This is a genomic window from Pseudomonas sp. GM50, from assembly GCF_000282375.1.
In the GTDB taxonomy this organism is placed as follows: Bacteria; Pseudomonadota; Gammaproteobacteria; order Pseudomonadales; family Pseudomonadaceae; genus Aquipseudomonas.
Window position 1 is genome coordinate 1 of record NZ_AKJK01000084.1, and the last position, 26,759, is coordinate 26,759.

A 26,759-nucleotide genomic window follows, 5' to 3' on the forward strand; every position below is an offset into this window, starting at 1 on the left:
ACCTCATGGCCTGCACCAGCCTGCCGGACTACGCCGAACACGACATCAACACCGTCACTAACATCGCCCGGATCATGGTCCAGGATGTGAGCGATGTGTTTCGGGTGATTGAGCAGCGTGGATTTGAGGCACCTAAAGGGAAGTAACAGATTATCGGCTTCAAAGAACCCGCATTAATGCGGGTTCTTTATCACCTGCTTTGAAGCTATTTTCTTTTTAGTCTCTGAGGCTTATTGACTAAATAACTATCCCTCTCCCTTGCGTCATTTTTTTGTCCTCCACATCACCCTCAATGGTGCGATGGACTCAGTTAACGGCGCAAAGCAAACACAGAAAAACTTGTAGTTTTCATGGAAAATATGCGTGCCTTGGCTATGCTTTCCTCACTAACCGGCATGTATTTCTAACCAAAGACGCTTCTGTATAAGAGGGGGCTACTACTCGCCATCGTTTGTAACAAACTGCATATTCCAACCAACACATAGGATAAAACCGCAGTCGAGCCGTATACCAAAGAGAACGCCGCCATGGAAGAAAAAAAATTAAAAATCACTAGAAACTTAAAAATTGGGGCCTTGGATGCAGAAGGAGACTCCGAACTACTTAATCGTTGTTTTGTAGATAACGGCTATCTCGATCGTCTATTGGATGTTGAATCCCCAGCGTCTATTATACTTGGCAGAACAGGCTCTGGGAAAAGCGCGCTACTATACAAAATAAAATCTAGCGCACAAAAAGCTGTTAAACTTGACCCCAATGATATTTCAGTTAGATTCCTAGAATATTCAGATATCATTCAGTTTTTTGACGCCTTAAACATAAACCTAGATCTATTTTATAAACTTTTGTGGCGACACGTGCTTACTGTTGAGTTCCTGAAGCTTAGATATGATATAAAAAGCGAATACGAAAGCAAGAGCTTTCTGGATGGCGTATTCAGCAAATTTAGCAGAGATGTGACAAAGCGAAAAGCATTAGAGTACTTCAATGAATGGGGCGATAGATTTTGGCTGGATACAGACGAGCAACTTAAAATAATAACTAGAAAGCTTGAGACAGATACAAAGAGCAGTATTGGCGCAAAATACTCCGAAGTATCACTGACATTGGATGGGGCAAAAAAGCTTTCTGACGAGGAACGCTGTGAGATAAAGCAGCGAGCCAGCCTAGTCGTGAACGGGCTTCAAATTAGAAAACTAAACGAAGTATTGGACCTACTGGCAGAACACTCTTTTGATGATCCACAGAAAAAATTCTACATCCTGATTGATCAACTTGATGAAGAATGGGCAGGCACAGAAACTAGAGTCAGGTTCATCAGAGCACTAATTGAGGAGATAAAAACGTTTAGGAGGATAAAACAAACAAAAATTATTGCCGCTCTTCGGAAAGACTTATTGGTTTTAGTTTTTGATATAACTCGAGACTCTGGCTTTCAAGAGGAAAAATATGAATCCTATATTCTCGAGTTACGCTGGTCACCTGAGGAACTTGAGCGCCTTATAGAACTTCGTATAAATGAAGTATTCAAAAGCCAGTACACAAAACAACAAATAATACTGGATGATATTTTCCCAAAGGCACGTAAAGGAGGCGGACAAACATCCATTGAGTTTATAATAGAAAGAACTCTTCGCCGCCCCAGAGACGTTTTGCAATTTGTAAATGAAAGTTTTGCAATTGCTTCAGATAGAGAACGAGTTTCGTGGCGCTCCCTATTTGCCGCTGAAGCCCAATACTCTGAAAAAAGATTGAAATCTCTAAAAGAAGAATGGGGCGAGGTTTATCCCTCTTTCGATGACACCATTGAAATTCTTCGCGGACTCAAAGCAACATTTACTCGTTCATTGATTAAGGACTCACGTCTTGAGGAGGTAATGCTAGCACTTTACGAGCATAAGAATAGCGACCCTTGCTCTACAATCGTTAGAAAATACTATGATTCACAAGGCATAAAAGAAGCGGACATTTTGTCCAGCATGCTTTCCTGTTTATATCGGATAGGCGCGATTGGTGTAAAAACTGGGGCAATGGATACGTATATTTGGTGCTACGTTGACCAAGCTTCAGTAACACGAGGCGAAATAAAGCGCGTAGAGCATATGAAAATCCATAAAATGCTTCATCGTGCACTGGATATAATAACAGAACAGCGCGAGATTTTTGAGGCGGTCGATTTGGATTGATGCTTACTTCCAAGCTCAGTCGAAACTAATCATTAGAGGTAGTAACTACCATGATGCGACTCGTAAATTTTCTAACATCGCTATGGGGGATTCTCACGGCCGCCGCAGTACTTTTCCCTGGCGCCGCCGCAATTCTAAAACTACCCATCGCGGTAGAAAACTCACAAATCGGGGCTTTATATCCGACATTCGGCAGCATCATTGCAGCTTTCTCCCTGTTATTTCTTACTGCCTACCAAAACAAACTATCCTCTTTGACTCTTGCAAGAAACATCTCAACCATGGCGGCAACATTGGCAATAATTTCATTATTCACCTTTGTTGGCATTAGAATTTTTGCGCTAGACATTAATTACGAACGAAGAACTATTGACACAGAAAGAAATCTTCTTGTGCAAGAGGGGAAAAACCGAGGTCTCATATTGTACTCAGAGAAAACCTATACACCAACAGCCCTAGCTCCTTCAGAGACACAGAGCAAGAGGGGTGACCCTTGGGATTTAGCGTGTCTAGCCTCTTTCATCTTAATGTTTAGCTCACTCACAGTGGCATTTGGCTCTTTGGGAATATACACATATCAAAAGCACCGCGGTGTACTTTAACAATAATGGAAAAATGGATATCTTATTAATTTATACACAAAGACAACAGATTTCTCATCCAACAAATCCCCCTCTATTTTGTATTAAAATTTTTATAAAAAAATCGGCTACAACCTCATCTACTCAGAATCCGAAACAACATCTGGACATCATTCCCTCACGATGAAAGATTTAAACTCTATCGCTTAGGCTGGGTAGCGTCCGACCCAATCCGGTGAACCCGCGCAGTAGGAGCTTACCTTGGTTAACTTCAATTACTTCAGAACTCTTGATCCAGAAACTGCTGATCTCGCCCGTGAACTGATTGATGCCAATATCAATCAGCGCTCCGAATTTTCTTCCTTCGTGAACCTTTGGATGGATTTCAACGGATGGATGGAGTGTGTGACCGACGCGAACACTGACGCGGAAATGATTACTGCGCTGGTCAGCCATCAGCGGCTTTCGGACGCTGACGATGACCTCATGAAGCACTGCCCGGACTTTCAGGAGAAAGTGGAGATATTCGCAACGATGTGGCCGGTTCTGAATGTCCGCGACATACGCCGGAAACTTGGCCGAGACGCGTTCTGGCGATTTTCGCGAGAAGAGCTGATGGCAGAGGTCGTGCGCGAAAATGTCAAACTTCAGCCCGTCGCATGGAGCGTTGGCGATGTTCCGACTTGGCCGCATCTACTTCGAACTGTCTATGCTGTTCGATGCAACCTATTTCATGGCTCCAAATCGCCTCAGAATTACCGAGACCATGAGCTTGTTGTGAGTTGTGACAAAATCCTTCGGATGTTCATTGATCGTACTGGTTGCTTCGAGTGGCGTGATTGATAGATTTATTTGTTAATCCGTCCGGACTAGACCAGCTTTTCAAAGCTAATAGACAAAAAGGTGACAGATCTATTTTCTGACCGCAAAGCCCCTTCCACGCCTACGCCTGGAGACACCGTGATGATCCGCATCCTGCTGACCGCTCTCACACTGCTTGCCCTAAGCACCCCAGCCCAAGCTCAGATGACGCCATTCCCCACCTCCTTCCGCACTCAAAACATCCCGCTAGAAGGCGTCACCCTCCACGTCCGCATCGGCGGCAAAGGCCCTGCCGTGGTCCTTCTACATGGCTTCGGCGACACCGGCGATATGTGGGCGCCACTCGCAGCAGACCTGGCCCGGGACCACACGGTCGTGGTGCCGGACCTTCGCGGTATGGGCTTGTCATCGATCCCGGACGGCGGTTACGACAAGAAGACCCAGGCGGGCGATATCCGTGCGCTGTTGGCAGCGCTGGGTATCGAACACTCGGTGGTCATCGGCACGATGGTCGCCTACGCCTACGCCGCGCGTTATCCGCAGCTCACCGATTGCCTGGTGGTGATGGATGCGCCAGTGCCGGGCATTGCGCCCTGGAATGAGATTGTCCGCTCACCGATGCTTTGGCACTTCGACTTTGGCGGGCCGGATGCTGAGCGCCTGGTCGCCGGTCGTGAACGCATTTACCTGGACCGGTTCTGGAACGAGTTCGCGGGCGACCCCAGTAAGGTGGATGAGGAAACCCGCCAGCATTACGCCACGCTCTATGCCCGCCCCGGTGCCATGCACGCAGCCTTCGCTCAGTTCCGCAGCATTCGTCAGGATGAGGTGGACAACAAGGCTTCGATGGCGACGCGGCTGACGATGCCGGTGCTGGCCATCGGCGGTGAAAAATCCTTTGGCAGCAATGAAGCGATCGTGATGCGCAATGCAGCGGACAAGGTCACGGAAGTGGTGATTCCGGGGGCGGGGCATTGGCTGATGGAAGAAGCGCCAACGCAGACTATTCGAGCGATTCGTAATTTCATTCACAGTGATGGGGCGAAGTCTCGGAAGGGATATTTTGTAGGGCGCTGAATGGAAGAAATCGTGGTCTGTCCGCGTTATGCCTAGGATTTGCCGATTGACTCAGTCGGCAAAAAAGCCAAATCACCACTGCCCGGCTTGAGCGACTCTGGAACTGCTGTTAGGATTTGAGCCGGTTCTGGTCTCCACCTTGCTGCCTCGAGGAAAACCAGCTCATCTGAGAAATACACATCTTCTCCTAGTGACCCATCCGGCAAGCAGCATGCTCAGAAAAAAGCGAAAGCTTTTACGGTCACGTATTGCTGAGGAAAATGTGATGTTCGATCTTGCCTATACCGTTGATGCCGTTCGCTCCATGGAACTGGACAGCGTACCTTCCGATCTCTCCCACTGTCAGCAGTTGGAACTCAAAGCCAAACACTTGGGTTACCAGAACTGGAACCATTTGCTTGATACTCTGCGGAACGAGCCCGACCATATCCGTCTTGAGAAGTGCACGACGCGCCTGATGCAGCGCATCTGTCAGATGCGTCTACCAAGTCGAGACAAAGCCTACGTTCAATTGACGGTTCTACCCAAAGGGGGCATTGGCCACTACAGCTATTGGATTGGATGGGACAACAAAGGTAATGAGGTGCGTGTACCTCGCCCCATTGATGGTCGTGATCAGGCTCGAAGGCTTCGTAAACTCCAGCCCTCACCAGTTTTTGCAATCGAAACGGAGAGGGAGCTTCTGTCTTGGCAACACTGGTGGTTTTCGACGGCCATCGTGCCTCCAGGCCTAGCCAAGAAGCATTTTCCGTCACTGTTCAACAAGAAGCACTTGGTTGCGGAAAATCCCCCCATTGATGTGATTAGGGCAAAGTACGCGGCAATGGGTGATATCTACGCGGATAATCTTGCGGAAGATGACGTAGAAAATTGATTACGTGGCAGCGGCTTTCTCAAGCCGCTGCCATTCTGGTTCTTGCTGAAGATGGCAACACAGACTATTCAAGCAGTCCGCGACCTTACCCAGTAGAGCCATGCTTGTAGCGTCGGGGGGGCTAGGTTAATTTGTCGAGTACATACTGCTTGAACCAAGCTGGCTGGGTATCCGACACGATATCTATGTCTTCCCCCTCTGTTATTTCGGCAATCTGGGCAAAGCTGGAGTCGCCATCTTGGGAGTTGTCGAAGATGTATGCTCGATTTGACACCAGAATAGCATCAGACAAATTATCCAGAGATCGCTTATAGCGCGATCGAATCTTGTCCGGCGGAACGTCGTGCCCCCCGATGGAAGCCCGATAAGCCACCCGAGCCACGTTGATCTCAGGATCTGCTGTAGCCACGTAATACACATATACTCGGTAACCGGCCATCTGTGCTTGCTGCAGCAACTCTATTTTGCTGACATCTGACATTACGGTTTCGAACGTGAAGCTAGCAAGCTCCCGGATCAACGATACACGGATGAAGTCGGCAAGCACTGAAGCAATGTAAGAGTCGATCTGCCGTGAAGGAAATACAAGCAGATCATCTTCAATGATCAAATCATCGAGCTTAGCCAAGGATTCAGGGAATTTAGCAAGGAGCCCGCTGGCTCGCAAAAAAGGGATCGCGCGATCCACATATGCCTGGAGCATGAACTGCCCAAAATTGAACGCCCCGGTTTCACGAATACCTAGCTCGATCGCATCAGGATTGATGTAGTTGACAAGCAAGTGGGCTGGGACTTTTGAATTGAACGTGCTCTTTCCGCTACCATTCGGCCCGGCGAAAATCCTGACCCTGGGTGTACTCAAGCTCGTACCTGAGGAGCCAATTCCTCCTGCCGAGGCTTCTTGACCTTCAGTCGAGTGCCAGCCTTGATCTTCCCGTAAGTCTCGACTGAGCGAAGGATCACAGTCTCGGCGCTGGAAACTTTCACCAACAGACCTTCGCGAACCACAAGCACAGCCTCCCCTTTAGAAAGCGCAACGTTATAGGCATCTCTAAATGCCTTGGCTGCAATCGAGGGTATCGTGGACTCCTGGGCGACAATTTGCGCCTCAGTCTTGGGTAGCTTCTCTTTCTTACGAGACATATCTGACTCCAGCTCACGCTTGGTACGTACAACCAACAATTATCATACATCCCAATGGACGTCGAGCGCTTAGCCGTTTCTGGCCCGGCAGGTTTGCTATTCATTTTTGAGGCCATGTTTCGTGCTGCGTTTACGCCTACTTTAGCCCCAACAGCAACCTAGCCGCTTTCACCATCAGAAGTTAGCCGGGGTGTTAGCACTAATGATTTCAGCCTCATCCGCCCCAATATTCCGAAACCGATGAGGCAACGTCGTCGGAAAGTAATACCCATCCCCGGCATTCAGCACACTGATCTGTCCATCAACGGTGAGCTCAACAGTGCCCCGAGTTACAAGCCCACACTCCTCCCCTTCAGCGTGCACGATGGGCTCTTCCCCCGAACTCGCCCCAGGCGCGTACTGCTCGCGCAAAAGCCGCATCTGCCGGCTCGGCACCGAGGCACCGATCAGCAGCAACCGCAACCCATGACGCCCCAGATCCGGCTGTTCATTGGCGCGGAACACGTACTGATGCTCACGCGGCGGTTGGTCGAAGGTGAAGAAGTCCGCCAAGGACATGGGGATGCCTTCGAGCAGTTTTTTGAGGGAGCTGACGGAGGGACTGACGCGATTCTGTTCGATCAGGGAGATGGTGGCATTGGTGACGCCGCTACGCCGGGCCAGCTCGCGCTGGGACAGTTTGTAGCTTTCGCGTACTAATTTGAGTCGTGAGCCCGTGTCCATGACAGCCTTATGCGAAGAATACTTAAGGGGTAATGGGGGTGGGTGGCGGGCGACTGATGGCCGCGGATCACGCCGTTTCCCGTCCCGGAACCGTGGAAGGCGGGTATTAAATCACGTTTGCTGGTGTTGCTCAGCAGGTTCGATAAACGGCTATGAAAAAAGCCGGCGGGCCCTTGATACCGGTCGGTCAGGTGCGGGAATTGTGGGAGTGAGCCTGCTCGCGATGGCGGAGTGTCAGGCAGCATTGATGGCGGCTGATATGGCCTCATCGCGAGCAGGCTCGCTCCCACAGTGGTCGGTGTCGTTCGCAAAATTTGTGTATGTCCCCAATTTCCTTGTGGGAGCGAGCCTGCTCGCGATGGCGGCGTGTCAGTCGACAGAGATGTTGACTGTGCGGCCGTTTTCGCGAGCAAGCTCGGCTCCTGCAGGGGTTGCGTCTGGCTTAGATGCCGAAACGGTCGCGCAGTGCGTAATACGCAGCGCCCATGGCGGTGAGTGGCGCCTGGAAGGTGCGGCCGCCGAGCATGGGCATGTGTGGCAGGGAGGCGAAGGCATCGAAGCGTTCGGCGTCGCCGCGGATCATTTCCGAGATGAGTTTGCCGGCCAGGTGCGAGCAGGTGACGCCGTGGCCACTGTAGCCTTGCATGTAGTAGGCATTTTTTTCGATGCGGCCGAATTGCGGCATGCGCGACATGGTCAGCAGGAAGTTGCCGGTCCAGCGGTAGTCGATTTTCACGCCCTTGAGTTGCGGGAAGGTCTTGAGGATTTTTGGTTTGATCAGTTGTTCGATGTCGTCGGGCTCGCGAGCGCCGTAGACCACGCCGCCGCCGTACAGCAAGCGGTTGTCGGCGGTGAGGCGGTAGTAGTCGAGCAGGTAGTTGCAGTCTTCGACGCAGTAGTTGTTGGTGATCAGGCTGCGGGCGACTTTTTCGGACAGCGGTTCGGTGACGACGATTTGCGAACCGCAGGGCATGCTTTTGCGCGTGACGCGGTTGTCGAGGTCTTGAGGCAAATAGGCGTTGCCGGCGATCAGCAGGTACTTGGCCCGCACCACGCCTTTGGCGGTGCGCACGGTGATCGGCTCGCCGTAGGTGATTTCCACGGCGGCGGATTGTTCGTAGATTTTGCCGCCCAGGCGGATGATCGCGGCGGCTTCGCCGAGGGCCAGGTTCAGCGGGTGGATGTGGCCGCCCTGCATGTCGAGCAGGCCGCCGACGTAGTTGTCGCAACCCACTTCACGCTTGATGTCAGCGGCGTCGAGCATTCTGAGGTTTTTGTTGCCGTAGCGCTCCCAGTTGCTCTTCTGCTCGGCCAGGCCGTTGAGTTGTTTCTTGTTCAGTGCCGCGAAGATGCCGCCGGGGCGGTAGTCGCATTGGATGTCGTACTCTTTGATGCGCGAACGGATGATGTCGGCGCCTTCGAAGATCATGCTGCCAAGCACTTCGGCGGTTTTGTCACCGTAGCGTTCTTCGATCACATCGACGTCGCGGCTGTAGGAGTTGACCAGTTGACCGCCGTTGCGACCGCTGGCGCCGAAGCCGACTTTGGCGGCTTCGAGTACGGTGACGCTGTAGCCCGCTTCGCTGAGGAACAGCGCCGAGGACAAACCGGTGTAGCCGGCGCCGATCACGCAGACGTCGCATTCCACCAGTTCTTCAAGAATCGGGTAATCACCGGTCTGATTGCGGGTGGCGGCGTAGTAGCTGTTTACATGCTTTTGTTTAACAGAGTCTTGTTTCATACATTTCTCCGAGGGCCGCAAACGCTCGCCTGCGACCGCCGCTGTAAAAGTGTTAGAGCTTGATCCAGGTCGCTTTGAGTTCGGTGTATTTGTCGAACGCGTGCAGCGATTTATCCCGACCATTACCCGACTGCTTGAACCCGCCGAACGGCGCGGTCATGTCGCCGCCGTCGTACTGGTTGACCCAGACGCTGCCGGCGCGCAAACCACGGGCGAAGGTGTGGGCCTTGCTGAGGTTGCTGGTCCACACGCCAGCGGCCAGACCGAAGATGCTGTCATTGGCGATCTGCAGCGCTTCTTCCGCGGTGTCGAAGGTGATCAGCGACAGCACCGGGCCGAAAATTTCTTCACGGGCGATGGTCATGGCGTTGGTCACGCCGTCGAAAATCGCCGGTTCCACGTACAGGCCGCCGGTGGCTTCGAGAGTGCATTTGCCACCCGCGATCAGCTGAGCGCCTTGCTCTTTGCCGATTTCGATGTAGCGCAAGATCGATTCCAGTTGGCGCTGATCGACGACCGCGCCGACGGTGGTTTCCGGGTCCAAAGCATGTCCCGGTTTCCAGGCTTGCAGCGCCTCCAGCAGTAGCGGAATGAATTGCTCGCGGATCGAGCGCTCCACCAGCAGACGTGAGCCAGCGGTGCAGACTTCGCCCTGGTTGAAGGCAATCGCGCTGACCGCTGCCTGAGCGGCTGCGCGCAAGTCCGGTGCGTCGGCGAACACGACGTTCGGGCTCTTGCCGCCTGCCTCCAGCCAGACGCGTTTCAAGTTGCTTTGCCCGGCGTAGATCAGCAGTTGCTTGGCAATCGCGGTGGAGCCGGTGAAGGCCAGCACGTCGACATCCATGTGCAACGCCAGCGCCTTGCCGACGGTGTGACCGAAGCCTGGCAGAACGTTGAACACGCCTTTGGGGATGCCAGCCTCCAGAGCAAGCTGCGCGATGCGGATCGCCGTCAGCGGTGACTTTTCCGAAGGCTTGAGGATGAACGAGTTACCTGCCGCGAGGGCTGGGGCGAACTTCCAGCTGGCCATGATCAGCGGGAAATTCCACGGCACGATGGCGGCGACCACGCCTGCCGGTTCGCGGGTGATGAGGCCGAGTTGGTCGTGCGGTGTGGCGGCGACTTCGTCGTAGATTTTGTCGATGGCCTCGGCGCTCCAGCGGATCGCGTTGGCGGTCGCCGGGATGTCGATGCTCATGGAATCGCTGATCGGTTTGCCCATGTCCAGGGTTTCCAGCAGCGCCAGTTCTTCCTGGTTTTGCAGAATCAGATCGGCGAAACGAATCAGGATACGCTTGCGTTCTGCGGGTGCCAGTCGAGCCCAGATGCCGGACTCGAAGGTGCGGCGCGCGACGGCGACTGCCGCATTGGCATCGGCTTCGTCGGTGCTGGCGATGTTCGCCAGGAAGCGGCCGTCGACCGGGCTGATGCATTCGAAAGTATCGCCGCTAAGTGCCGCGCGGTATTGGCCATCGATGAATGCGCGGCCTTCTAGTGTGAGGGACTGGAAGCGTTGTTCCCAGTCGCTGCGAGTGTTTGTCATGGTTGTGACTCTACGCAGAGGAATAGGTGATCGTTCTATTGATGCCGGAGAATGTCGTGTGTCAGGTGATTTCGATGGTGGCTGTGCCGATGTCTTCGCGGGCAAGCCTCGCTCCTACAGGGATGATGTGTCCCTTGTAGGAGCGAGGCTTGCCCGCGAAGGGGGCCTCACATCCAACATCAATGGCATTGACCCACCGTTCAGGCCCATCAAACGGTATGCAAGTACCAGTTGTACTCAAGGTCGGAGATGGAGTTCTCGAACTCGGCCAGCTCGCTTTCCTTGCACGCCACGAACACGTCGATGTACAGCGGGTCGATGTAGCGCGCCATGACTTCGCTGTCGTCCAGCTCACGCAACGCATCGCGCAGGTTGTTCGGCAGGCTTTGCTCGTTCTGCTCGTAGCTGTTGCCTTCCACCGGTGGGCCCGGTTCGATTTCGTTGGTCAGGCCATGGTGAATACCGGCCAGTACCGACGCCATCAACAGGTACGGGTTGGCGTCGGCGCCGGCTACACGATGCTCGATGCGCACGGCATCCGCTGAACCGGTGGGCACACGTACCGCAACGGTACGGTTGTCGATGCCCCAGCTTGGCGAGTTCGGCACATAGAACTGCGCGCCAAAACGGCGGTACGAGTTGACGTTCGGGCAGAGGAACGCCATCTGCGCCGGCAGGGTCTCGAGCACACCGCCGATCGCGTGACGCAGTGCGGCGTTCTGCTCGGGATCCTCGCTGGCAAAGATGTTGTTGCCTTCTTTGTCGAGAATCGAAATGTGCACGTGCAAACCATTGCCCGCCTGGCCCGGATACGGCTTGGCCATGAAGGTGGTGTCCATCTCGTGGTCGTAGGCGATGTTCTTCACCAGACGCTTGAGCAACACCGCGTAGTCGCAGGCCTTTATAGGGTCGGAGACGTGATGCAGGTTCACTTCGAATTGCGCCGGGGCGCTTTCCTTGACGATGGCGTCGGCAGGAATGCCCTGCTCTTTCGCGCCTTCAAGGATGTCTTGCAGGCAATCGACGTACTCATCCAGATCGTCGATCAGGTACACCTGAGTCGAATGCGGACGCTTGCCGGACACCGGCGAGCGTGGCGACTGCGGACGACCGTTCACGTTGTCCTGGTCGATCAGATAGAACTCCAGTTCGAACGCTGCGCAAATGGTCAGGCCCATGTCATCGAACTTGCTCACCACCTGACGCAGCACTTCGCGAGGGTCAGCGAAGAACGGCTGGCCTTCGAGTTCGTGCATGGTCATTAACAGCTGCGCGGTCGGGCGCTTCTGCCAAGGCTCGATGCTGAGGGTATTGGGGATGGGGAAGCAGATTCGATCCGAGTCGCCGATGTCCAGACCCAGGCCGGTGCTTTCCACCGTAGAACCGTTGATGTCCAGGGCAAACAGCGACGCCGGGAGGTTAATGCCTTTTTCGTAAACCTTATGAAGACTGGTGCGTTCGATGCGCTTGCCGCGCACCACACCGTTCATATCCGCAATCAGAAGGTCGACGTACAAAACCTCAGGATATTTCTTAAGGAATGCGTTTGCTTCGTTGAGTTGAACGGCACGCAGAGGGACCGACATGATGCACCTATTAGCTGTTAATTATTATGTTCACTACCCTTTCACGAGCCCAGTCAATCCGAAAGGCAAAGTGAAGTCAATAGCGAACACTTGGCCTTTCAACCTTTATTTTCGGGCCTTTTTTGGGCACAAGAGTGCCAGATCAGCCTTGCATACCGCGCAAACCCTGAAGATCGGACGTGCGGCGTTTAGAATTTTTTACATGAGAGTTGTTAATTAAAATCAACAAGGCTAAGCTCCGGAAAAGCTCGTTCAAGTGTGAAACTTCGAGGTGATAAAAATGGCATTCAAGCCATTGATCGGCGTTACTGCGTGCGTCAAACAGATTGGCCTGCACCCCTACCACGTCAGCGGCGACAAGTACTTGCGTGCTGTCAGCGTCGCGGCTTTGGGGCTGCCCGTCGTTATTCCTTCCTTAGGCGAACTGACCGAAATCGATGACCTGCTCGCGCAGCTCGACGGTCTTTTGCTGACCGGCTCGCCATCAAATGTGGAGCCCTTCCACTATCAAGGCCCGGCCAGCGCTCCCGGTACGGATCACGATCCGCAACGGGACGCCACCACCCTTCCTTTATTGCGCGCAGCCATCGCCGCCGGTGTTCCGGTGCTCGGCATCTGCCGGGGCTTTCAGGAAATGAACGTGGCGTTCGGCGGCAGCCTGCATCAGAAGGTGCATGAACTGCCCGGCATGCTCGATCACCGGGAAGCGGATCATCCGGATTTGGCCGTGCAGTACGCACCGGCGCATGCGGTTAGTGTGCAACCGGGCGGCGTGTTCGAAGCGCTGGACCTGCCGCAGGTATTTCAGGTGAATTCGATTCACAGCCAGGGCATCGACCGACTCGCTCCCGGCCTACGCGCCGAGGCTGTCGCGCCGGATGGTTTGATCGAGGCGATTTCCGTCGAAAACAGTAAGGCCTTCGCTGTCGGTGTGCAGTGGCACCCGGAATGGCAGGTGCTTTCGAATCCCCCCTACTTGAGTATTTTCCAGGCGTTCGGCGACGCGTGCCGGCAACGGGCGGCGCTGCGTAATACGCGCTGACTTCAAAAAGCATTCAACGATTTAACTGCCCCCGTGAGTCTGGCGGGCGTGCCTTTGCGCGCCGGTCGCTCACGTAATAGATGAACCGCAATAACAACAAGTACGACCAGGCAGCCAGGATGGCGGTGCCGAATAAGCCCGGCCGGTACGGGCCAGTGATTCAAATGCAAATCCCCTTGTGGGAACGGGCTTGTGTGGCGAGGGGGCTTGCCCCCGTTCGATTGCGAAGCAATCGTAAATCGGTCACCGCTTTCTGATTCAAGATCGCGGCGACTGAGTCAGGGGCGCTTCGCACCCCAACGGGGGCAAGCCCCCTCGCCACACAAGCCTCGCTCCCACAGGGGATCTTCGCGCAATTGACTGGCACCGTACGGGCTTGGGCTTGCAATCAACTACTAAGTCAGGCCGCGTTGGCCCGACGACTGAAACCTGTTGGGAGTTTCATATGGCAAACGCCTCCAGCATCTACAGGAAGGCTCTTGAAGGTCACCAGGCACCGAAAAAGGTGTTGGTGAAAGTCGACCGAGTCACCAAGAAATTCGACGAAACCACCGCCGTGGACGATGTGTCCCTGGAGATCCATCAAGGCGAAATCTTCGCCCTGCTCGGCGGTTCCGGCTCGGGTAAATCGACGCTGCTGCGCATGCTCGCCGGCTTCGAGCGCCCGACCGAAGGGCGGATTCTGCTCGACGGTGTCGACATCACCGACATGCCGCCGTACGAACGGCCGATCAACATGATGTTCCAGTCCTACGCCCTGTTCCCGCACATGACGGTGGCGCAGAACATCGCCTTCGGCCTCAAGCAGGACCGTTTGCCCGCCAGCGAAATCGACGCCCGTGTCGAAGAGATGCTGCGGCTGGTGCACATGACCCAATACGCCAAGCGCAAGCCGCATCAGTTGTCTGGCGGCCAACGTCAACGTGTGGCGTTGGCCCGCTCTCTGGCCAAGCGACCAAAGCTGTTGTTGCTCGACGAACCGATGGGCGCACTGGATAAAAAGCTGCGCTCGCAGATGCAACTGGAATTGGTGGAGATCATCGAGCGCGTCGGCGTGACCTGTGTGATGGTGACCCACGATCAGGAAGAAGCCATGACCATGGCCGAACGCATCGCAATCATGCACCTGGGCTGGATCGCCCAGATTGGTAGCCCGGTGGATATTTATGAGGCGCCGGTCAGCCGCATGGTGTGTGAGTTCATCGGCAACGTGAATGCCTTCGACGGCACGGTGGTCGAGGACTTGGAAGGTCACGCGATCATTCACAGCCCGGACCTTGAGCAGAAGATTTACGTCGGCCACGGCGTGAGCACGTCGGTGCAAGACAAGTCGATCACCTACGCCATCCGCCCGGAAAAAATGCTGGTCAGCACCCTCAAGCCCGAAACTCGCTACAACTGGTCCGAAGGCAAGGTGCATGACATCGCCTACCTCGGCGGCCACTCGGTGTTTTATGTGGAACTGCCCGGCGGCAAGATCGTGCAGTCGTTCATGGCCAACGCCGAACGCCGTGGCGCACGCCCGACCTGGGACGATCAGGTCTACGTGTGGTGGGAAGACGACAGCGGCGTGGTACTGCGCTCATGAGAACCTTCAATCAGCAGTTCCTGCGCCTGGTGCCCAGCGGCCGCAAACTGGTCATCGGCATTCCGTTCCTGTGGCTGTGCCTGTTTTTCCTGTTGCCGTTCTTCCTGGTGATGAAGATCAGCTTCTCGGAAGCGGCCCTGGCCATTCCTCCTTACTCTGAGATTTACACCTTCGCCGAGCAGAAATTCCAGCTGCTGCTGAACATCGGCAATTACTCGCTGCTGACCGAAGATGAGTTGTACATCTCGGCTTACTTCGGCTCGTTGAAGGTCGCGTTTTTAAGCACACTGATGTGCCTGGTGATCGGTTTTCCGATGGCCTACGCGATCACCAAAGCCAGCAAGGAAACGCAGAACGTTCTGCTGTTGTTGATCATGATGCCGACCTGGACCGCGATCCTGATTCGCGTCTATGCGTGGATGGGCATTCTCAGCAACAACGGTTTGCTCAACGCGTTCCTGATGTGGACCGGGCTCACGTCGCATCCGATCGAGATCCTCAATACCAACACGGCGGTGTACATCGGCGTGGTCTATGCCTACCTGCCGTTCATGGTGTTGCCGCTGTACGCCAACCTGGTCAAGCACGATCAGAGCTTGCTGGAAGCCGCGTCGGACCTGGGTTCGAGCACCTTCAACAACTTCTGGAAAATCACCGTGCCGCTGGCCAAGAACGGGATCATTGCCGGTTGCATGCTGGTGTTCATTCCGGTGGTCGGTGAGTTCGTGATTCCGGAGCTGTTGGGCGGCCCGGAGACCCTGATGATCGGCCGGGTGCTGTGGCAAGAGTTCTTCAACAACCGCGACTGGCCGGTGGCATCCGCGCTGGCGGTGGTGATGCTGGCGATCCTGATTGTGCCGATTCTGCTGTTCAACCGCAGCCAGGCTAAAGAGATGGAGGGACGGGGATGAAACGCTTCGGGTTTTCAAAGTTCATGCTGATTTTCGGCCTGTCGTTTATCTACCTGCCGATGCTGATTCTGGTGATCTACTCGTTCAACGCCTCGAAACTGGTGACGGTGTGGGGCGGCTGGTCGGTGAAGTGGTACGTCGGCCTGCTCGACAACACGCAACTGATGGGTTCGGTGGTGCGCTCGCTGGAAATCGCCTGCTACACGGCGATTGCCGCCGTGGCATTGGGCACCCTCGCCGCTTTCGTGCTCACCCGTGTGACGCGCTTCAAGGGTCGCACGCTGTTTGGTGGTCTGGTGACGGCGCCGTTGGTGATGCCGGAAGTGATCACCGGTCTGTCGCTGTTGCTGCTGTTCGTGGCCATGGCGCAGTTGATCGGCTGGCCGCAGGAACGTGGCCTGGTGACGATCTGGATCGCCCACACCACGTTCTGCGCAGCGTATGTGGCGGTGGTTGTTTCGGCGCGTTTGCGTGAGCTGGATCTGTCGATTGAAGAAGCGGCCATGGACCTGGGTGCGCGGCCGTTCAAGGTGTTCTTTTTGATCACCATCCCGATGATCGCGCCGTCACTGGCGGCGGGCGGCATGATGTCGTTTGCCTTGTCGCTGGATGATCTGGTGTTGGCGAGTTTCGTCTCTGGCCCGGGCTCCACGACCTTGCCGATGGAAGTGTTCTCGGCGGTGCGTCTGGGTGTGAAGCCTGAGATCAATGCCGTGGCCAGTCTGATTCTGCTGGCGGTGTCGATCGTCACGTTCATGGTCTGGTACTTCAGCCGCAAGGCCGAAGCCACGCGCAAACGGGCGATCCAGGAAGCCATGGACCAGACCGCCAGCGAGTCCTGGCAGCAACCGAAAAACCAGCGGGTCGAAGCAACGGCTTAGTGCTGTTGAGTTAAATGACGTGAACACAAAACCTGTGGCGAGGGGCTCGTTGTGGCGAGGGGGTTTACCCCCGTTGGGTCGCGAAGCGGCCCCCAAACCTGCAACCGAGGTGTATCAAGCACACCGAATTCGCTGGTTTTACGACTGCTTCGCAGCCGAACGGGGGTAAACCCCCTCGCCACAACAAGCCCCTTGCCACAGGGTTTGTGTCCACCTGCACCGTTGTTCTATGTGATTTGAATAAAAAGAAAATGGAGTTGTACCAATGAAAATGTTTGGCAGGACTCTGCTGACACTGTCCTTATTGGGCGCGATGGCTACCGGTGCCCAGGCCAATGACAAGGTATTGCGCGTCTACAACTGGTCGGATTACATCGCCCCGGACACGGTCAAGAAGTTCGAAGACGAGACCGGCATTCGCGTGACCTACGATGTGTTCGACAGTAATGAAACCCTTGAGGCACGCTTGCTGGCCGGTAAATCCGGCTACGACATTGTGGTGCCGTCCAACAGTTTCCTGGCCAAGCAGATCAAGGCTGGCGTCTATCAGCCGCTGGACAAATCGAAGCTGCCGAACTGGAAAAACCTCAACCCGGTGCTGCTGAAAAACGCCTCTGCCAGCGACCCTGGCAATAGCCACGCTTTCCCGTACATGTGGGGTTCGATCGGCATCGGTTACAACCCGGCCAAGGTCAAGGAAGTGCTGGGCACTGATGCGCCGGTGAATTCCTGGGACTTGCTGTTCAAACCGGAAAACGCCGCGAAGCTGAAAGCCTGCGGCATCAGCTTCCTTGATTCACCGACAGAAATGCTCCCGGCCGCCCTGCACTATCTGGGTTACCCGGTGAACTCCCAAGACAAGGCACAGATCGCCGAAGCCGAAGCGCTGTTCATGAAGATTCGCCCGTCGGTGGCGTATTTCCATTCGTCGAAGTACATCTCCGACCTGGCCAACGGCAACATCTGCGTGGCGGTCGGTTACTCCGGTGACGTGCTGCAAGCCAAGGCCCGTGCCAAGGAAGCCGGCGACAAGGTGAAGGTCGAATACAGCATCCCGAAAGAAGGCGCCGGCAGCTTTTACGACATGGTCGCCATCCCACGGGACGCAGCGAATGTCGACAACGCCTACCTGTTCATGAACTTCCTGATGCGTCCGGACATCATCGCCGAGGTCACCAACAACATCGGCTACAGCAACGCCAACGCAGCGGCCACGCCACTGGTGGATGAAGCCATTCGCGACGACCCGGGTTCCTATCCGCCGCAAGCAGTGATGGCGACGTTGTATGCCATTCCAGATATGCCGATCGGTATTCAGCGGGTGATGACCCGGGGCTGGACGCGGGTGAAGCTGGGCAAGTGATTCACTCGGCATCACTGTTGAACCAGACATCGCTATCGCGAGCAGGCTCGCTCCCACAGTAGTCCGTGGTGGAGCGCAGATTTGTTAACGACGCCGATCCCCTGTGGGAGCGAGCCTGCTCGCGATGAGGCCATTACATCCAGCATCAATGACAGCTTTCCCCTTTTCCGTTCACGCAGCGCCTTACCACCGCTGCACTCCTCTCAGAAGAACGGCTTCACCTGGCTTCCTCGGTTAAGGTGAATTTCAGGCGCCCTCGGGCGCCTCTTTTTTGTGCGGGCTTATGCACAAACCAGCGGCCATTCGGCCAGCGCCCGGTACCGGCCTTTATGGGATTCGAACAAGGTAAAGCGGTCAGCACGCAGGAAAAACTCTGGCGGTGTAGCGGATTCGGGGACCGGTGCCCGGTAGTCGCGCATCAGGGTCAAATGCGGACGAAATTCCCGCCGGGTGTCTTCAAAGCCGAACGGCAACATGGCCTGCTCCAGCGCATACACCAACCGCAGCAACTCCGGCGCTGCCTGCTCGGGCGCCAGCAACAGAACCCCGGAGCGACGCCAGACTTCCAGGCGATCAAGCACAACCGTCAACGGCATGCCGGGCATCTGGACATTGGCAGCGGCCTCGCAGACGCCCGCTATCTGCGCCATCCCCACCGTGCCGAGAAACAGCAGCGTCAGATGAAAGTTTTCCGCCGGCACCGGGCGTCCGATGTTGAGCCCCAGCGCGCTGCGCCATTGGGCGATGGCCCGGCGTTGTTCGGGGGCGCAGTTGAGGGCGAAGAACAGCCGTTTGAACGGTTCACGGGACTCATCGCTCATGTCTGGCACCTCAAGGCTTCGGGGACCCTTTGATTTTACAAAGGGATACCACACCAGCAAGTGCATTTCTGGCACCGCCCGGCAGGCGCGTTATAGTTGAAGCAACCGAATCGACGGGAGGGCGCCATGCGTCAGGTCATCAGCAAAGAGCCATGGTGGGCTGTGCCACCCAAGCCCGGCCAGGATGAATCCGAGCTGGAATGGGGTTGGCTGGTTCATTACAACGAAGGCGAGCCGCGCTTCGAGTTCATCAAGGAGCGGCCGACGGACAGCCAGATTCGTAACCGCAAGAGTTGCAGGACCACCCCGACGCCGGAGTGATCCTGCGACTATGTTCAGGCTTTGACGAGCATCTCGAAACCGCCAAAAATCGCCCGCTGGCCGTCGAACGGCATCGGATTGACGTCCGGCTGCATCCGCGGATCGCTCATGAGTTTCGCCATGCCGGCGTCACGGGTGGCCTTGTCGGGCCAGACGATCCAGGAAAACACCACGGTTTCGTCTTCCTTGAGTTTTACTGCCATGGGAAATGAGGTCACTTTGCCATCAGGCACGTCATCGCCCCAGCATTCGGCGAGGCTGAGTGCGCCGCTTTCCTTGAAAATTTCGGCAGCGGATTGTGCGTGTTGCTTGAATTTTTCGCGGTTGGCGGTGGGTACTGCAGCGACGAAGCCATCAACGTAAGCCATGATCGTTCTCCTCGGGTTATGGGGTGATCTGCTGGGTAGTCGAATCAACGTGGCTAAAATCGACAGTTCCTGCATCCAGACCGACCGACGGTTCGGCGATCTCTGCAAGACTGCCCTCGATCTGCCTGGCCATGTACAGCGTTCCGGCCATGACGCCGGTTGCGGGGTTATCCACCAGCTTCACCCATGCCTTGTCGAACGAATTGCCCAGGCTGCTGCGGATCAGCGCTTCGCTATCGGGCCGGTCGTTGGCCTGAATAATCGCGCGCACCCCCGCCACCCCCACGGAGATCAGCGCACCGGCCGCCTTCCCCGCCATTGCCGCCACTGCACTGGCCGCCCCTCGCGGGGCCATTTCGGCTTGTATTCGCTTGCTGGCACGCTTGGCCACCGGCGTCATGCCGGCGTCCGTCGAGGCAATACCCTTCTCGCCGCCCGCCGTGTGGATCTTCTCGATCAGCGCAAGGTAGGCCGGCAATTTGCCCAGTTCGGCATGCACCACCTGATACAGCGAAGCGTCACGGGCAGGCGGCGGGCCCAGTGAAATGGCCGGAATTTTCTGGATGCGACCGTTGAGCTGCGCCATCGGTACGCCATGACGTTTGGAAATAACCTCGAGTTGCTGACCCATCAGCTGCACATAAAACTCTGTCGCCTGCCCGAGGATCGCGTCGGGATCGACTTCCACCGCCACCGGTTCCAGCACCCGCTGGTGATATTGCTCCAGCAGATAGGCCGCCAGGCGTTTGGTCGCCGCATCCTGCTCGTCTCCGGCATTGATGGCGTACCAGCTGACTTTCATCGACAGCCATTCCTGGGTCCAGTAGCTGCTGAACCAAGGGATGAAGACTTCTTCGGTTTGCTGATAAACCCGCGTGCGCCAGTGCTCCATGGACCCGCGGGCGTAGACCCTGGCCTGTTCAGTGGCTTGTTGCGAAGCGGCGACAATCTCCCGGTCCACCTGCTGCCAGGTGCTCTGGGACACGACCACCGGTATCACGATTATCGGGGCAGGCGTGGGCGTGGCGCATCCCGCCAATATCACCAACACAGCGACGATCAGCGAACGCAGGTTCAAGATCGCGGTGTCCTACAGACTGCGCCGAACGGAGTGTCCGACACTAAACAGCGTACTGATTTGAGTATAGGTCGGGGGCGGGGGCCGTCCGTCAGATGAATGGATGGCGCCCTCAAAGACGCCTTCGCGAGCAAGCCCGCTCCCACATTGGATCACTGTCGGACACAAAATTTGTGTACGCAGGAGATCCAATGTGGGAGCGGGCTTGCTCGCGAATAGGCCCTCAAGACCACCGAAGATCGCCACCATCATTCACGTCAATATTCACCATCGCCGCGAATGCCTTCCGCAAAAAAACCGACAGGTGCAGGATCAATCTCATCCCTGTTTAAACCCCGCACCGGAGGGCCAAATCATGTTGATCCATCTCCTGACCTGCCTGGCCCTGACGGCCGTCACCCTGACCTTGTTTTCCCGCTTGGTGCTGGATATCGGTCAAACCGAGGAGCCAAAATCATGATTCATTCCGTCAGCCTCGCCGTGAGCTTCCCGGTGTTCGGCAGCAACTACTATTCGCAGCAGGTCGTGTCTCGCAAAGCAGTCGCGCTGGTGTTCGACAAGCACTTCGAGGCCTTGCTGATGCCGGCAGCGGCCAACCACTTCAGTAACGAAGTGGTCGGGCTCAACGATCAGTTCCGCTTTTTGAACGATGTGCTGGTTGAGCATCTGCTGGAGACTGAAATGGCTCAGCATCCGTCACGGGCGGGACAAGCGTTCACCTTCTGACACGCTGGGTGATGCTGTGATGGCTGGTCAGCGTGGACCGCCACCGGGACCACCACCGAAACCTCCATGATGGCCACCACCACCACCACCACCACCACCACCACCACCACCACCACCGGGTGGGAAGAACATCCAGCAGCCCGACAGGGACGACAACAAGGCGAATACCAACGCCACTTTTACAACTCTGTTCAACATCATCACTTCACTCTCTGTTTAGGCGAGAAAAACAACCTTTCTCGCCATTTCAGACAGTGTTGACCGGGCTTTGAGCACCGTTTCAATGTAAAGAATGGGTAATGGTTGTATCGAAAACGACTCATATTCCACAGCGTTTTCAGAGCGCGAGCCTATCGGTGATGGCCGTTCCCCCCTCCGGCACGGCCTCCAACTTTCTCCAACCGCGACAGTCATGCTCGCTGCCTCTGCAAGAATCCTGATACAAAGCCGGGGGCTCACCGAGCATCGCCATCAAGACTTTTGAGCACCTGCTCCAAACCCCAACAATCTATAAGTTTCATGAGTTTTTTCCGGAGTCATTTAATCCAGAGTCTTGATGAAAAAACCTCGCCAGAACCGGGCAACCAGCAACGTAAAGAACGCCCCTGCCACGGCCAGCGCCATGTCGGCCTGAGAGTCCCATGGGTCATTTTGTGCAGCGACAAATGCCTTCGCCGTGTCTTTTCCCAGGTACTGCCCACCTATCCATTCCACGATTTCATAGACAGCCGAGGTCGACAGCACAATGTTCAGCGCGACAAAACCAACCCAGAAACCGCGTAGTGGCGTGATTCGCATCAGCACTTCCCGAATCGGATACACCATCAAGAGTCCATACGTCAGATGGACCAGCCGATCGTAATGATTGCGTTCAAACCCAAGGGTTTTGTTCAGGCTGACCCCGGTCAAGGCTGAGCACCAGCGGTCGTAGGGCACCAGCGCATAGGTGTAATGCGACCCCAGCTCATGAATACACAGAAATACGAACACCAGGCTGATGGAAACGGCAGACAGACGGAACCGTCGGGAGACGCCCACCAGGACCATCACCAGCAGCAGGGCCAGCAAGTTTTCCAGGACCCAATCCACTCGGCTATGGGGTGAAATCCCCAGCGCTGCGACGATAAGAAGAAAGGCAATCAACAGCGCCAGGTTGTATCGCGGGTGCTCCTTGGGCGTCATGACCGGCAGAGGTCTGCTGTGACTACTCAGGTCTTTTGCGCCGATCGACTTGCTCATTGGGCGCCTTCTTCTCGAGTCTTTTAAGTTCGAGACGCGGCCGCTTCGCAAGTTCGTTTTTTTCTGGGCGGGTATTGCGGCCCGATACCCGCCCCCAACGCTTATCAAGGCCGGCGCACCGCCCTCACCTTCCCGCTGTTGCCGCCGCCACAGAAAAACCGGTCGTGGCCATCGAACTCAAGTCCCGAGACCCCGACGCCAGCCGGCATCTGGACGCTCTCCAACACCTCGCCCGTTGCCGGATCGACTCGCCGCAACTCGCTCTCGTCACCCTCCCAGGTGCCGTGCCACAGATCGCCCTCGACCCAGGTTACCCCGGTGACGAAGCGGTTGGATTCGAGCGTGCGCAGCACTGCCCCGGTCTGGGGATCGACCTGATGAATCTTGCGCTCGCGATACTCCCCCACCCAGAGCGTCCCTTCGGCCCATGCAAGCCCCGAGTCACCACCGCCGCCGGGCGCGGGGATGGTGGAGAGCACACGCCCGGTCTGTGGGTCGATTTTCTGGATACGATCCTCGGCGATCTGAAACAGGTGCTGACCGTCGAAGGCTGTACCGGCATGGGCGGCGACATCGATCGAGCGCAGCGTCTTGCCGCTCGCAGGGTCCAGGGCGTTGAGCTTGTCGCCGGAGGCAAACCAGACCTGCCGGCCGTCATGGGTGACGCCGTGCACGCTGTCGACGCCTGGGAAAGGTCCGTATTCGCGGATGATTTCAGCCGTTGAATGTTTCATGTCTTACTCCTCGTTCACTGACTGCATTCACTGGGTTGGTGAAGTGGATGCTAGTCATTGGGCACCAACCCTGTGAGTAACAATACCGTCGCGAATCCCGGAACCTGCGGGGTCATCCAGCGACGGGCCCGGCCATGACCGAACGACTGCACCTTGCCCGCAGCCGCCAGCGTGTCGAGGGCTCGTTGCACGGTGCGCTGACTGGCGCCAAGCGCCAACGCCAGGGCCGAACTCGACCATGATTCGCCGTCAGCGAGGAAGGCGAGCAGCGTCGCATGCTGCTCTTCGACAGGCCGCGCCAGCACCACGACGTCACGCGCATCGTGCGGCACCAACGCAAACCCGCGCGGGGTCGCGACGACATCAGCGATCAGGTGCAGCGCCGCGCGCAGCCGCCCGAGTTCGACGCGCAACCGCGCGCGATGGGAGTCATCCGCGAACTTCATCCGAAAGGCGCGCGCAATCAGCGTCTCCCTCGGCACGTCAGCGGGCCACGCTTCGCCCAGCGCCCGGGCGAGCGCGAATAGCACCGGCCGCCGGGCAAGTGAAACCGCCGAGCCTGCATCGCGCACGACATACCGGCATGCGTCCACGACCAGCTTAGGGGATGCCAATAACGCTTCAATTTCATCAAGCAGCAGCGGCTGTTCCTGGCCACCGACAATCAGTCGCGCCGCCGGCGTGTCGAGGATGCGCGCGGTGCTTTCGACCTCGGCCGTCAACGCGGGGATAGCGGCGTGTTGTGCGGCACTCTCGGCCCGTTCGAGTGCAACGCGCGCCGCTTTTGTTTGCAGGCGACGCATCGCAATGCCCGCCACGACCAGTTCGTAGGCCGCCCTCGATGCGGGCGGTAACGGCGTCGGATCGAGTTCGGCGAGCCGGTGCTCAGCCTCGTCGAGGCGCCCGATCAGGAGCAAGCGGCGGATCTCGAGGTACCGCGCATGGGCGGCGTTGACCCAGTCACCGTGCGCCTGAAGCGTCGCCCGCGCGGCGTCGAGTGCCTTGGTTGGCCAGTTCAGGTCCCGCGAGGCGAGCGCGATCTCGGCCTCGGCGACGACACATCGCGCCCGGGCCAACGCCTCCTTCGGCCCGAAAGCACGTGCGGCGCTGCGCACCAACGCCTTCGCGCGCACAAGGTCGCCCAGCTGCGCCATGGCAATGCCGCGAAGCGCGAGCGCCGGCGCATCATCGCGCAAGGCGATGCGGTTCAGCGCGCCGAGGGGATCACCCGCCGCAAGCGCACGCGCCGCCGCCGTGATCAGTGAATCCATCTGAAGCGCACCACCTGCCACCCCCACCGTCCGATGCCCGCGGATCAGTCTATCTCACGACCGCCCGGCCGCACGACGATCTGCCATGGGAGCCGCTTACTTGATCCGGTAGTGAAAGGTATTGCGTACGGCCGGCACCGCAACCGCGTGGCCGTCAACGACTTTCGGCTGGTAGCGGAAGGTGTTGGCGGCGGCCAGCGACGGACGCATGAACAACGGATGGCAACCGTCCAGCACCTTGGGGTTCTCGATTTTGCCTTGGGGATTGACGGTGTATTCCACGGTGCAATCACCTTCGATGTTTTTATCCAGCGCCCGTTGCGGATAGTCTGGCGCTTCCTTGCTCAGGGGCAGGTATTGGCGGCTGTCGGCGGCTATCTGGGCGGCCTGTTGACGCGAGCGTTCGGCGGCCAGGCGCGATTGTTCGGCGCGTTGTGCCTGCTCTTGGGCCTGGCGTTGCTGTTCGAGGTCATGAGTGCGCTTTTCTGTCTCCTGACGCTGACGTTGTTGCTCGGCCTGGAGTTCGCGCTTTTTGTCTTCGACGCGTTTGCGCGCAAGAACGGCCTGTTCAAGTTTTTGCGCCTGGATCTGCGGATCGATAGCAGGTTTGACGGGTTGGATGGGCGCCTCGGCAATCGGCTCCGACGTCGGCGCCGCTACCGGTTCAGGCAACTGTGGCTGCGGTACCGGTGGCAGCATTACCAGTTGCGTTCTCAACACCGCCGGCTGTTCGATGGTCGGTTTCTCCAGCGACCAGCCGTGCACCAGCAACGCCAGCACGATGGCATGCAGCCCTACCGCCAGGCTCGCCGCCAGACTGTTTTTCCAGAACCCGCTGCGGGCAGCGTCGCGCAACGTCATGGATGGACTGGGCATGATCATCGCCGTCATTGCGGGGCCTCGGTCACCAGCCCGAGGTTGCTCACACCGCCCTGCTGCAATGCCGCCATGGCTGCGACCACGCTGCCGTAACCGGCGTCCTTGTCGGCGCGAATGTAAACCTGCGTGTCATGGCGTTCGGCAACTATCTGCGCGACCTTGGCGCGCATCTCGTCGAGCGCCACCGCACTGTCGGTCTGGTGCTGCGTATCCAGTTCACCGCCGAGGTTCCAGTAGTAACCGCCCTCGGCCTTCACCGACAGGGTAAGGATTTGCTGGCGAGTATCGGTGGCCAACGCTTCACTGGCGACTTTGGGCAATTCGATCTTCACTCCCTGGGTCAGCATCGGCGCGGTGACCATGAAAATCACCAGCAGCACCAGCATCACATCGATGTACGGCACCACGTTCATTTCGGCCTTGGGCCCGTGCTTGCGTTGCGGTCTGACGAGCATCTGCATTCTCCTCTCAGGCTGCGACGGCCAAGTTCATCGGCGTGCCATGCAAGGTGCGATGCAAGCGCACCTGCAATTCATTGCCGAAGGCGTAATAGCGGGTCAGCAGGGTCTGGCTGCGCGCCGAAAAGCGGTTGTAGGCGATCACTGCCGGGATGGCGGCAAACAGGCCAATGGCCGTGGCGATCAGCGCTTCGGCGATGCCCGGGGCCACGGTGGACAGCGTCGCCTGCTGCACCTGGGACAAGCCGAGGAAGGAATTCATGATCCCCCACACCGTGCCGAACAGGCCGATATAGGGGCTGACGGAACCGACCGTGGCGAGGAACTGCAAGCCCTTCTCCAGGCGGATTTCTTGCTCGCTGATGGCCACGTACAACGCCCGCTCAACGCCTTCGAGCACCACGTCGGCCGCGTTGCCCGAGTGCTGTTTGAGGTGGCTGAATTCTTGAAACCCGGCGTGGAAAATCGGCTCGATACCGGCTTCGCTGTCAGTGCTCTGTGCAGTTTCGCGATACAGCGGCAACAGGTCCGCAGTGCTGCGAAAGCGTTGCATGAAACCGTTCAACTGCCGCTCGCGACGTTGCAGCACGCCGCTGCGCTGGATGATCAGATACCAACTGAGCACCGACGCCAGCAACAGGATGAGCATGACAGCTTTGACCAGCAGGCTGGCGTCACTGATCAGGCCCCAGATGGTCATGTGTTCCAGTGTCGCTTGCATGGTGAAACTCCTTGTCTGGCGCTCTCGGGCCGTCGATGCGCGACGGCCGTTGAGCTATTCGATGAAATAGTGATGACAGGTT

The 26,759-nt window shown here is 56.9% G+C and carries 28 protein-coding genes and 1 pseudogene; 13 read left to right on the top strand and 16 right to left on the bottom strand.

What is annotated here, in order from left to right; all coding sequences use genetic code 11:
- The 6 genes and pseudogenes from PMI30_RS09700 to PMI30_RS09680 form a co-directional block, all read left to right on the top strand.
- A pseudogene (locus tag PMI30_RS09700) lies at positions 1-146 on the top strand (fructose-bisphosphate aldolase); the annotation flags it as partial.
- 381 nt (positions 147-527) lie between these two features.
- Positions 528-2,186: a P-loop ATPase, Sll1717 family gene (locus tag PMI30_RS09695; protein WP_008011709.1), complete on the top strand. Its 1,659-nt coding sequence runs from the start codon at positions 528-530 to the stop codon at positions 2,184-2,186.
- A 50-nt stretch (positions 2,187-2,236) separates the two neighbouring features.
- On the top strand, positions 2,237-2,788 hold the full coding sequence (locus tag PMI30_RS31335; protein WP_008011711.1) for a hypothetical protein: 552 nt from the start codon (positions 2,237-2,239) through the stop codon (positions 2,786-2,788).
- A 240-nt stretch (positions 2,789-3,028) separates the two neighbouring features.
- A complete protein-coding gene (locus PMI30_RS09690; RefSeq protein ID WP_008011713.1) occupies positions 3,029-3,610 on the top strand; it encodes a hypothetical protein in 582 nt (193 codons plus the stop codon).
- 120 nt (positions 3,611-3,730) lie between these two features.
- Entirely contained in the window at positions 3,731-4,666 is a 936-nt protein-coding gene (locus PMI30_RS09685) for an alpha/beta fold hydrolase (protein ID WP_008011715.1), read from the top strand.
- A gap of 265 nt (positions 4,667-4,931) precedes the next feature.
- On the top strand, positions 4,932-5,540 hold the full coding sequence (locus tag PMI30_RS09680; RefSeq protein WP_008011716.1) for a hypothetical protein: 609 nt from the start codon (positions 4,932-4,934) through the stop codon (positions 5,538-5,540).
- Positions 5,541-5,661: 121 nt separating this feature from the next.
- Here the strand turns inward: PMI30_RS09680 and PMI30_RS09675 are convergent, their stop codons facing one another.
- From PMI30_RS09675 to PMI30_RS09650, 6 genes are all read right to left on the bottom strand, one after another.
- Entirely contained in the window at positions 5,662-6,321 is a 660-nt protein-coding gene (locus PMI30_RS09675; RefSeq protein WP_238542004.1) for a hypothetical protein, read from the bottom strand.
- A 77-nt stretch (positions 6,322-6,398) separates the two neighbouring features.
- Positions 6,399-6,683: a hypothetical protein gene (locus PMI30_RS09670; protein WP_008011720.1), complete on the bottom strand. Its 285-nt coding sequence runs from the start codon at positions 6,681-6,683 to the stop codon at positions 6,399-6,401.
- 174 nt (positions 6,684-6,857) lie between these two features.
- Positions 6,858-7,406 (bottom strand): cupin domain-containing protein, encoded by a 549-nt coding sequence (locus PMI30_RS09665; RefSeq protein ID WP_008011722.1) that lies wholly within the window; start codon positions 7,404-7,406, stop codon positions 6,858-6,860.
- A 442-nt stretch (positions 7,407-7,848) separates the two neighbouring features.
- Positions 7,849-9,147: an NAD(P)/FAD-dependent oxidoreductase gene (locus tag PMI30_RS09660; RefSeq protein ID WP_008011724.1), complete on the bottom strand. Its 1,299-nt coding sequence runs from the start codon at positions 9,145-9,147 to the stop codon at positions 7,849-7,851.
- Between the two features lie 52 nt (positions 9,148-9,199).
- Positions 9,200-10,690 (bottom strand): aldehyde dehydrogenase, encoded by a 1,491-nt coding sequence (locus tag PMI30_RS09655; protein WP_008011726.1) that lies wholly within the window; start codon positions 10,688-10,690, stop codon positions 9,200-9,202.
- Positions 10,691-10,899: 209 nt separating this feature from the next.
- Positions 10,900-12,276, bottom strand: coding sequence for a glutamine synthetase family protein (locus tag PMI30_RS09650; RefSeq protein WP_008011729.1), 1,377 nt, complete (start codon positions 12,274-12,276; stop codon positions 10,900-10,902).
- A gap of 280 nt (positions 12,277-12,556) precedes the next feature.
- On the opposite strand from PMI30_RS09650, the gene PMI30_RS09645 reads away from it, so the two are divergent.
- From PMI30_RS09645 to PMI30_RS09625, 5 genes are all read left to right on the top strand, one after another.
- Positions 12,557-13,318, top strand: coding sequence for a gamma-glutamyl-gamma-aminobutyrate hydrolase family protein (locus PMI30_RS09645; RefSeq protein WP_008011734.1), 762 nt, complete (start codon positions 12,557-12,559; stop codon positions 13,316-13,318).
- Positions 13,319-13,763: 445 nt separating this feature from the next.
- Positions 13,764-14,906, top strand: coding sequence for a polyamine ABC transporter ATP-binding protein (potA, locus tag PMI30_RS09640; protein WP_008011735.1), 1,143 nt, complete (start codon positions 13,764-13,766; stop codon positions 14,904-14,906).
- A gap of 29 nt (positions 14,907-14,935) precedes the next feature.
- A complete protein-coding gene (locus PMI30_RS09635; protein ID WP_177318852.1) occupies positions 14,936-15,817 on the top strand; it encodes an ABC transporter permease subunit in 882 nt (293 codons plus the stop codon).
- Positions 15,814-16,698 (top strand): ABC transporter permease subunit, encoded by an 885-nt coding sequence (locus tag PMI30_RS09630; RefSeq protein WP_008011739.1) that lies wholly within the window; start codon positions 15,814-15,816, stop codon positions 16,696-16,698. The genes PMI30_RS09635 and PMI30_RS09630 overlap by 4 nt, the downstream gene beginning before the upstream one ends.
- Before the next feature lie 265 nt (positions 16,699-16,963).
- On the top strand, positions 16,964-18,061 hold the full coding sequence (locus tag PMI30_RS09625; protein WP_008011741.1) for a polyamine ABC transporter substrate-binding protein: 1,098 nt from the start codon (positions 16,964-16,966) through the stop codon (positions 18,059-18,061).
- Positions 18,062-18,342: 281 nt separating this feature from the next.
- On the opposite strand, the gene thpR is transcribed toward PMI30_RS09625, so the two are convergent.
- Positions 18,343-18,882, bottom strand: coding sequence for an RNA 2',3'-cyclic phosphodiesterase (gene thpR / locus PMI30_RS09620; RefSeq protein WP_008011743.1), 540 nt, complete (start codon positions 18,880-18,882; stop codon positions 18,343-18,345).
- Between the two features lie 126 nt (positions 18,883-19,008).
- Between thpR and PMI30_RS09615 the strand changes: the two genes are divergently transcribed.
- Complete coding sequence (locus PMI30_RS09615) at positions 19,009-19,203, top strand: hypothetical protein (RefSeq protein WP_008011745.1); 195 nt, start codon at positions 19,009-19,011, stop codon at positions 19,201-19,203.
- 14 nt (positions 19,204-19,217) lie between these two features.
- On the opposite strand, the gene PMI30_RS09610 is transcribed toward PMI30_RS09615, so the two are convergent.
- On the bottom strand, positions 19,218-19,571 hold the full coding sequence (locus PMI30_RS09610) for a DUF1428 domain-containing protein (RefSeq protein WP_008011747.1): 354 nt from the start codon (positions 19,569-19,571) through the stop codon (positions 19,218-19,220).
- Between the two features lie 16 nt (positions 19,572-19,587).
- A complete protein-coding gene (locus tag PMI30_RS09605; protein ID WP_008011750.1) occupies positions 19,588-20,649 on the bottom strand; it encodes a hypothetical protein in 1,062 nt (353 codons plus the stop codon).
- Positions 20,650-21,105: 456 nt separating this feature from the next.
- On the opposite strand from PMI30_RS09605, the gene PMI30_RS09600 reads away from it, so the two are divergent.
- Positions 21,106-21,375, top strand: coding sequence for a hypothetical protein (locus PMI30_RS09600; RefSeq protein ID WP_008011754.1), 270 nt, complete (start codon positions 21,106-21,108; stop codon positions 21,373-21,375).
- 27 nt (positions 21,376-21,402) lie between these two features.
- On the opposite strand, the gene PMI30_RS31915 is transcribed toward PMI30_RS09600, so the two are convergent.
- From PMI30_RS31915 to tolQ, 7 genes are all read right to left on the bottom strand, one after another.
- Positions 21,403-21,576: a hypothetical protein gene (locus PMI30_RS31915; RefSeq protein WP_162130610.1), complete on the bottom strand. Its 174-nt coding sequence runs from the start codon at positions 21,574-21,576 to the stop codon at positions 21,403-21,405.
- 339 nt (positions 21,577-21,915) lie between these two features.
- Positions 21,916-22,614 carry a DUF2238 domain-containing protein gene (locus PMI30_RS09595; RefSeq protein ID WP_008011756.1) on the bottom strand — a complete coding sequence of 233 codons (699 nt, stop codon included), beginning with the start codon at positions 22,612-22,614 and terminating at the stop codon, positions 21,916-21,918.
- Between the two features lie 104 nt (positions 22,615-22,718).
- Positions 22,719-23,348 (bottom strand): Vgb family protein, encoded by a 630-nt coding sequence (locus PMI30_RS09590; RefSeq protein ID WP_007895912.1) that lies wholly within the window; start codon positions 23,346-23,348, stop codon positions 22,719-22,721.
- 50 nt (positions 23,349-23,398) lie between these two features.
- The gene (locus PMI30_RS09585) at positions 23,399-24,619 is read right to left on the bottom strand and encodes a hypothetical protein (protein ID WP_008011759.1); all 1,221 of its coding nucleotides are present in this window, start codon (positions 24,617-24,619) and stop codon (positions 23,399-23,401) included.
- A 96-nt stretch (positions 24,620-24,715) separates the two neighbouring features.
- Complete coding sequence (locus PMI30_RS09580) at positions 24,716-25,510, bottom strand: energy transducer TonB (protein WP_008011761.1); 795 nt, start codon at positions 25,508-25,510, stop codon at positions 24,716-24,718.
- Complete coding sequence (gene tolR / locus PMI30_RS09575; RefSeq protein WP_008011765.1) at positions 25,507-25,953, bottom strand: protein TolR; 447 nt, start codon at positions 25,951-25,953, stop codon at positions 25,507-25,509. The genes PMI30_RS09580 and tolR overlap by 4 nt, the downstream gene beginning before the upstream one ends.
- A gap of 13 nt (positions 25,954-25,966) precedes the next feature.
- Positions 25,967-26,677 carry a protein TolQ gene (gene tolQ, locus PMI30_RS09570; RefSeq protein ID WP_008011767.1) on the bottom strand — a complete coding sequence of 237 codons (711 nt, stop codon included), beginning with the start codon at positions 26,675-26,677 and terminating at the stop codon, positions 25,967-25,969.
- Positions 26,678-26,759: the final 82 nt, after the last annotated feature.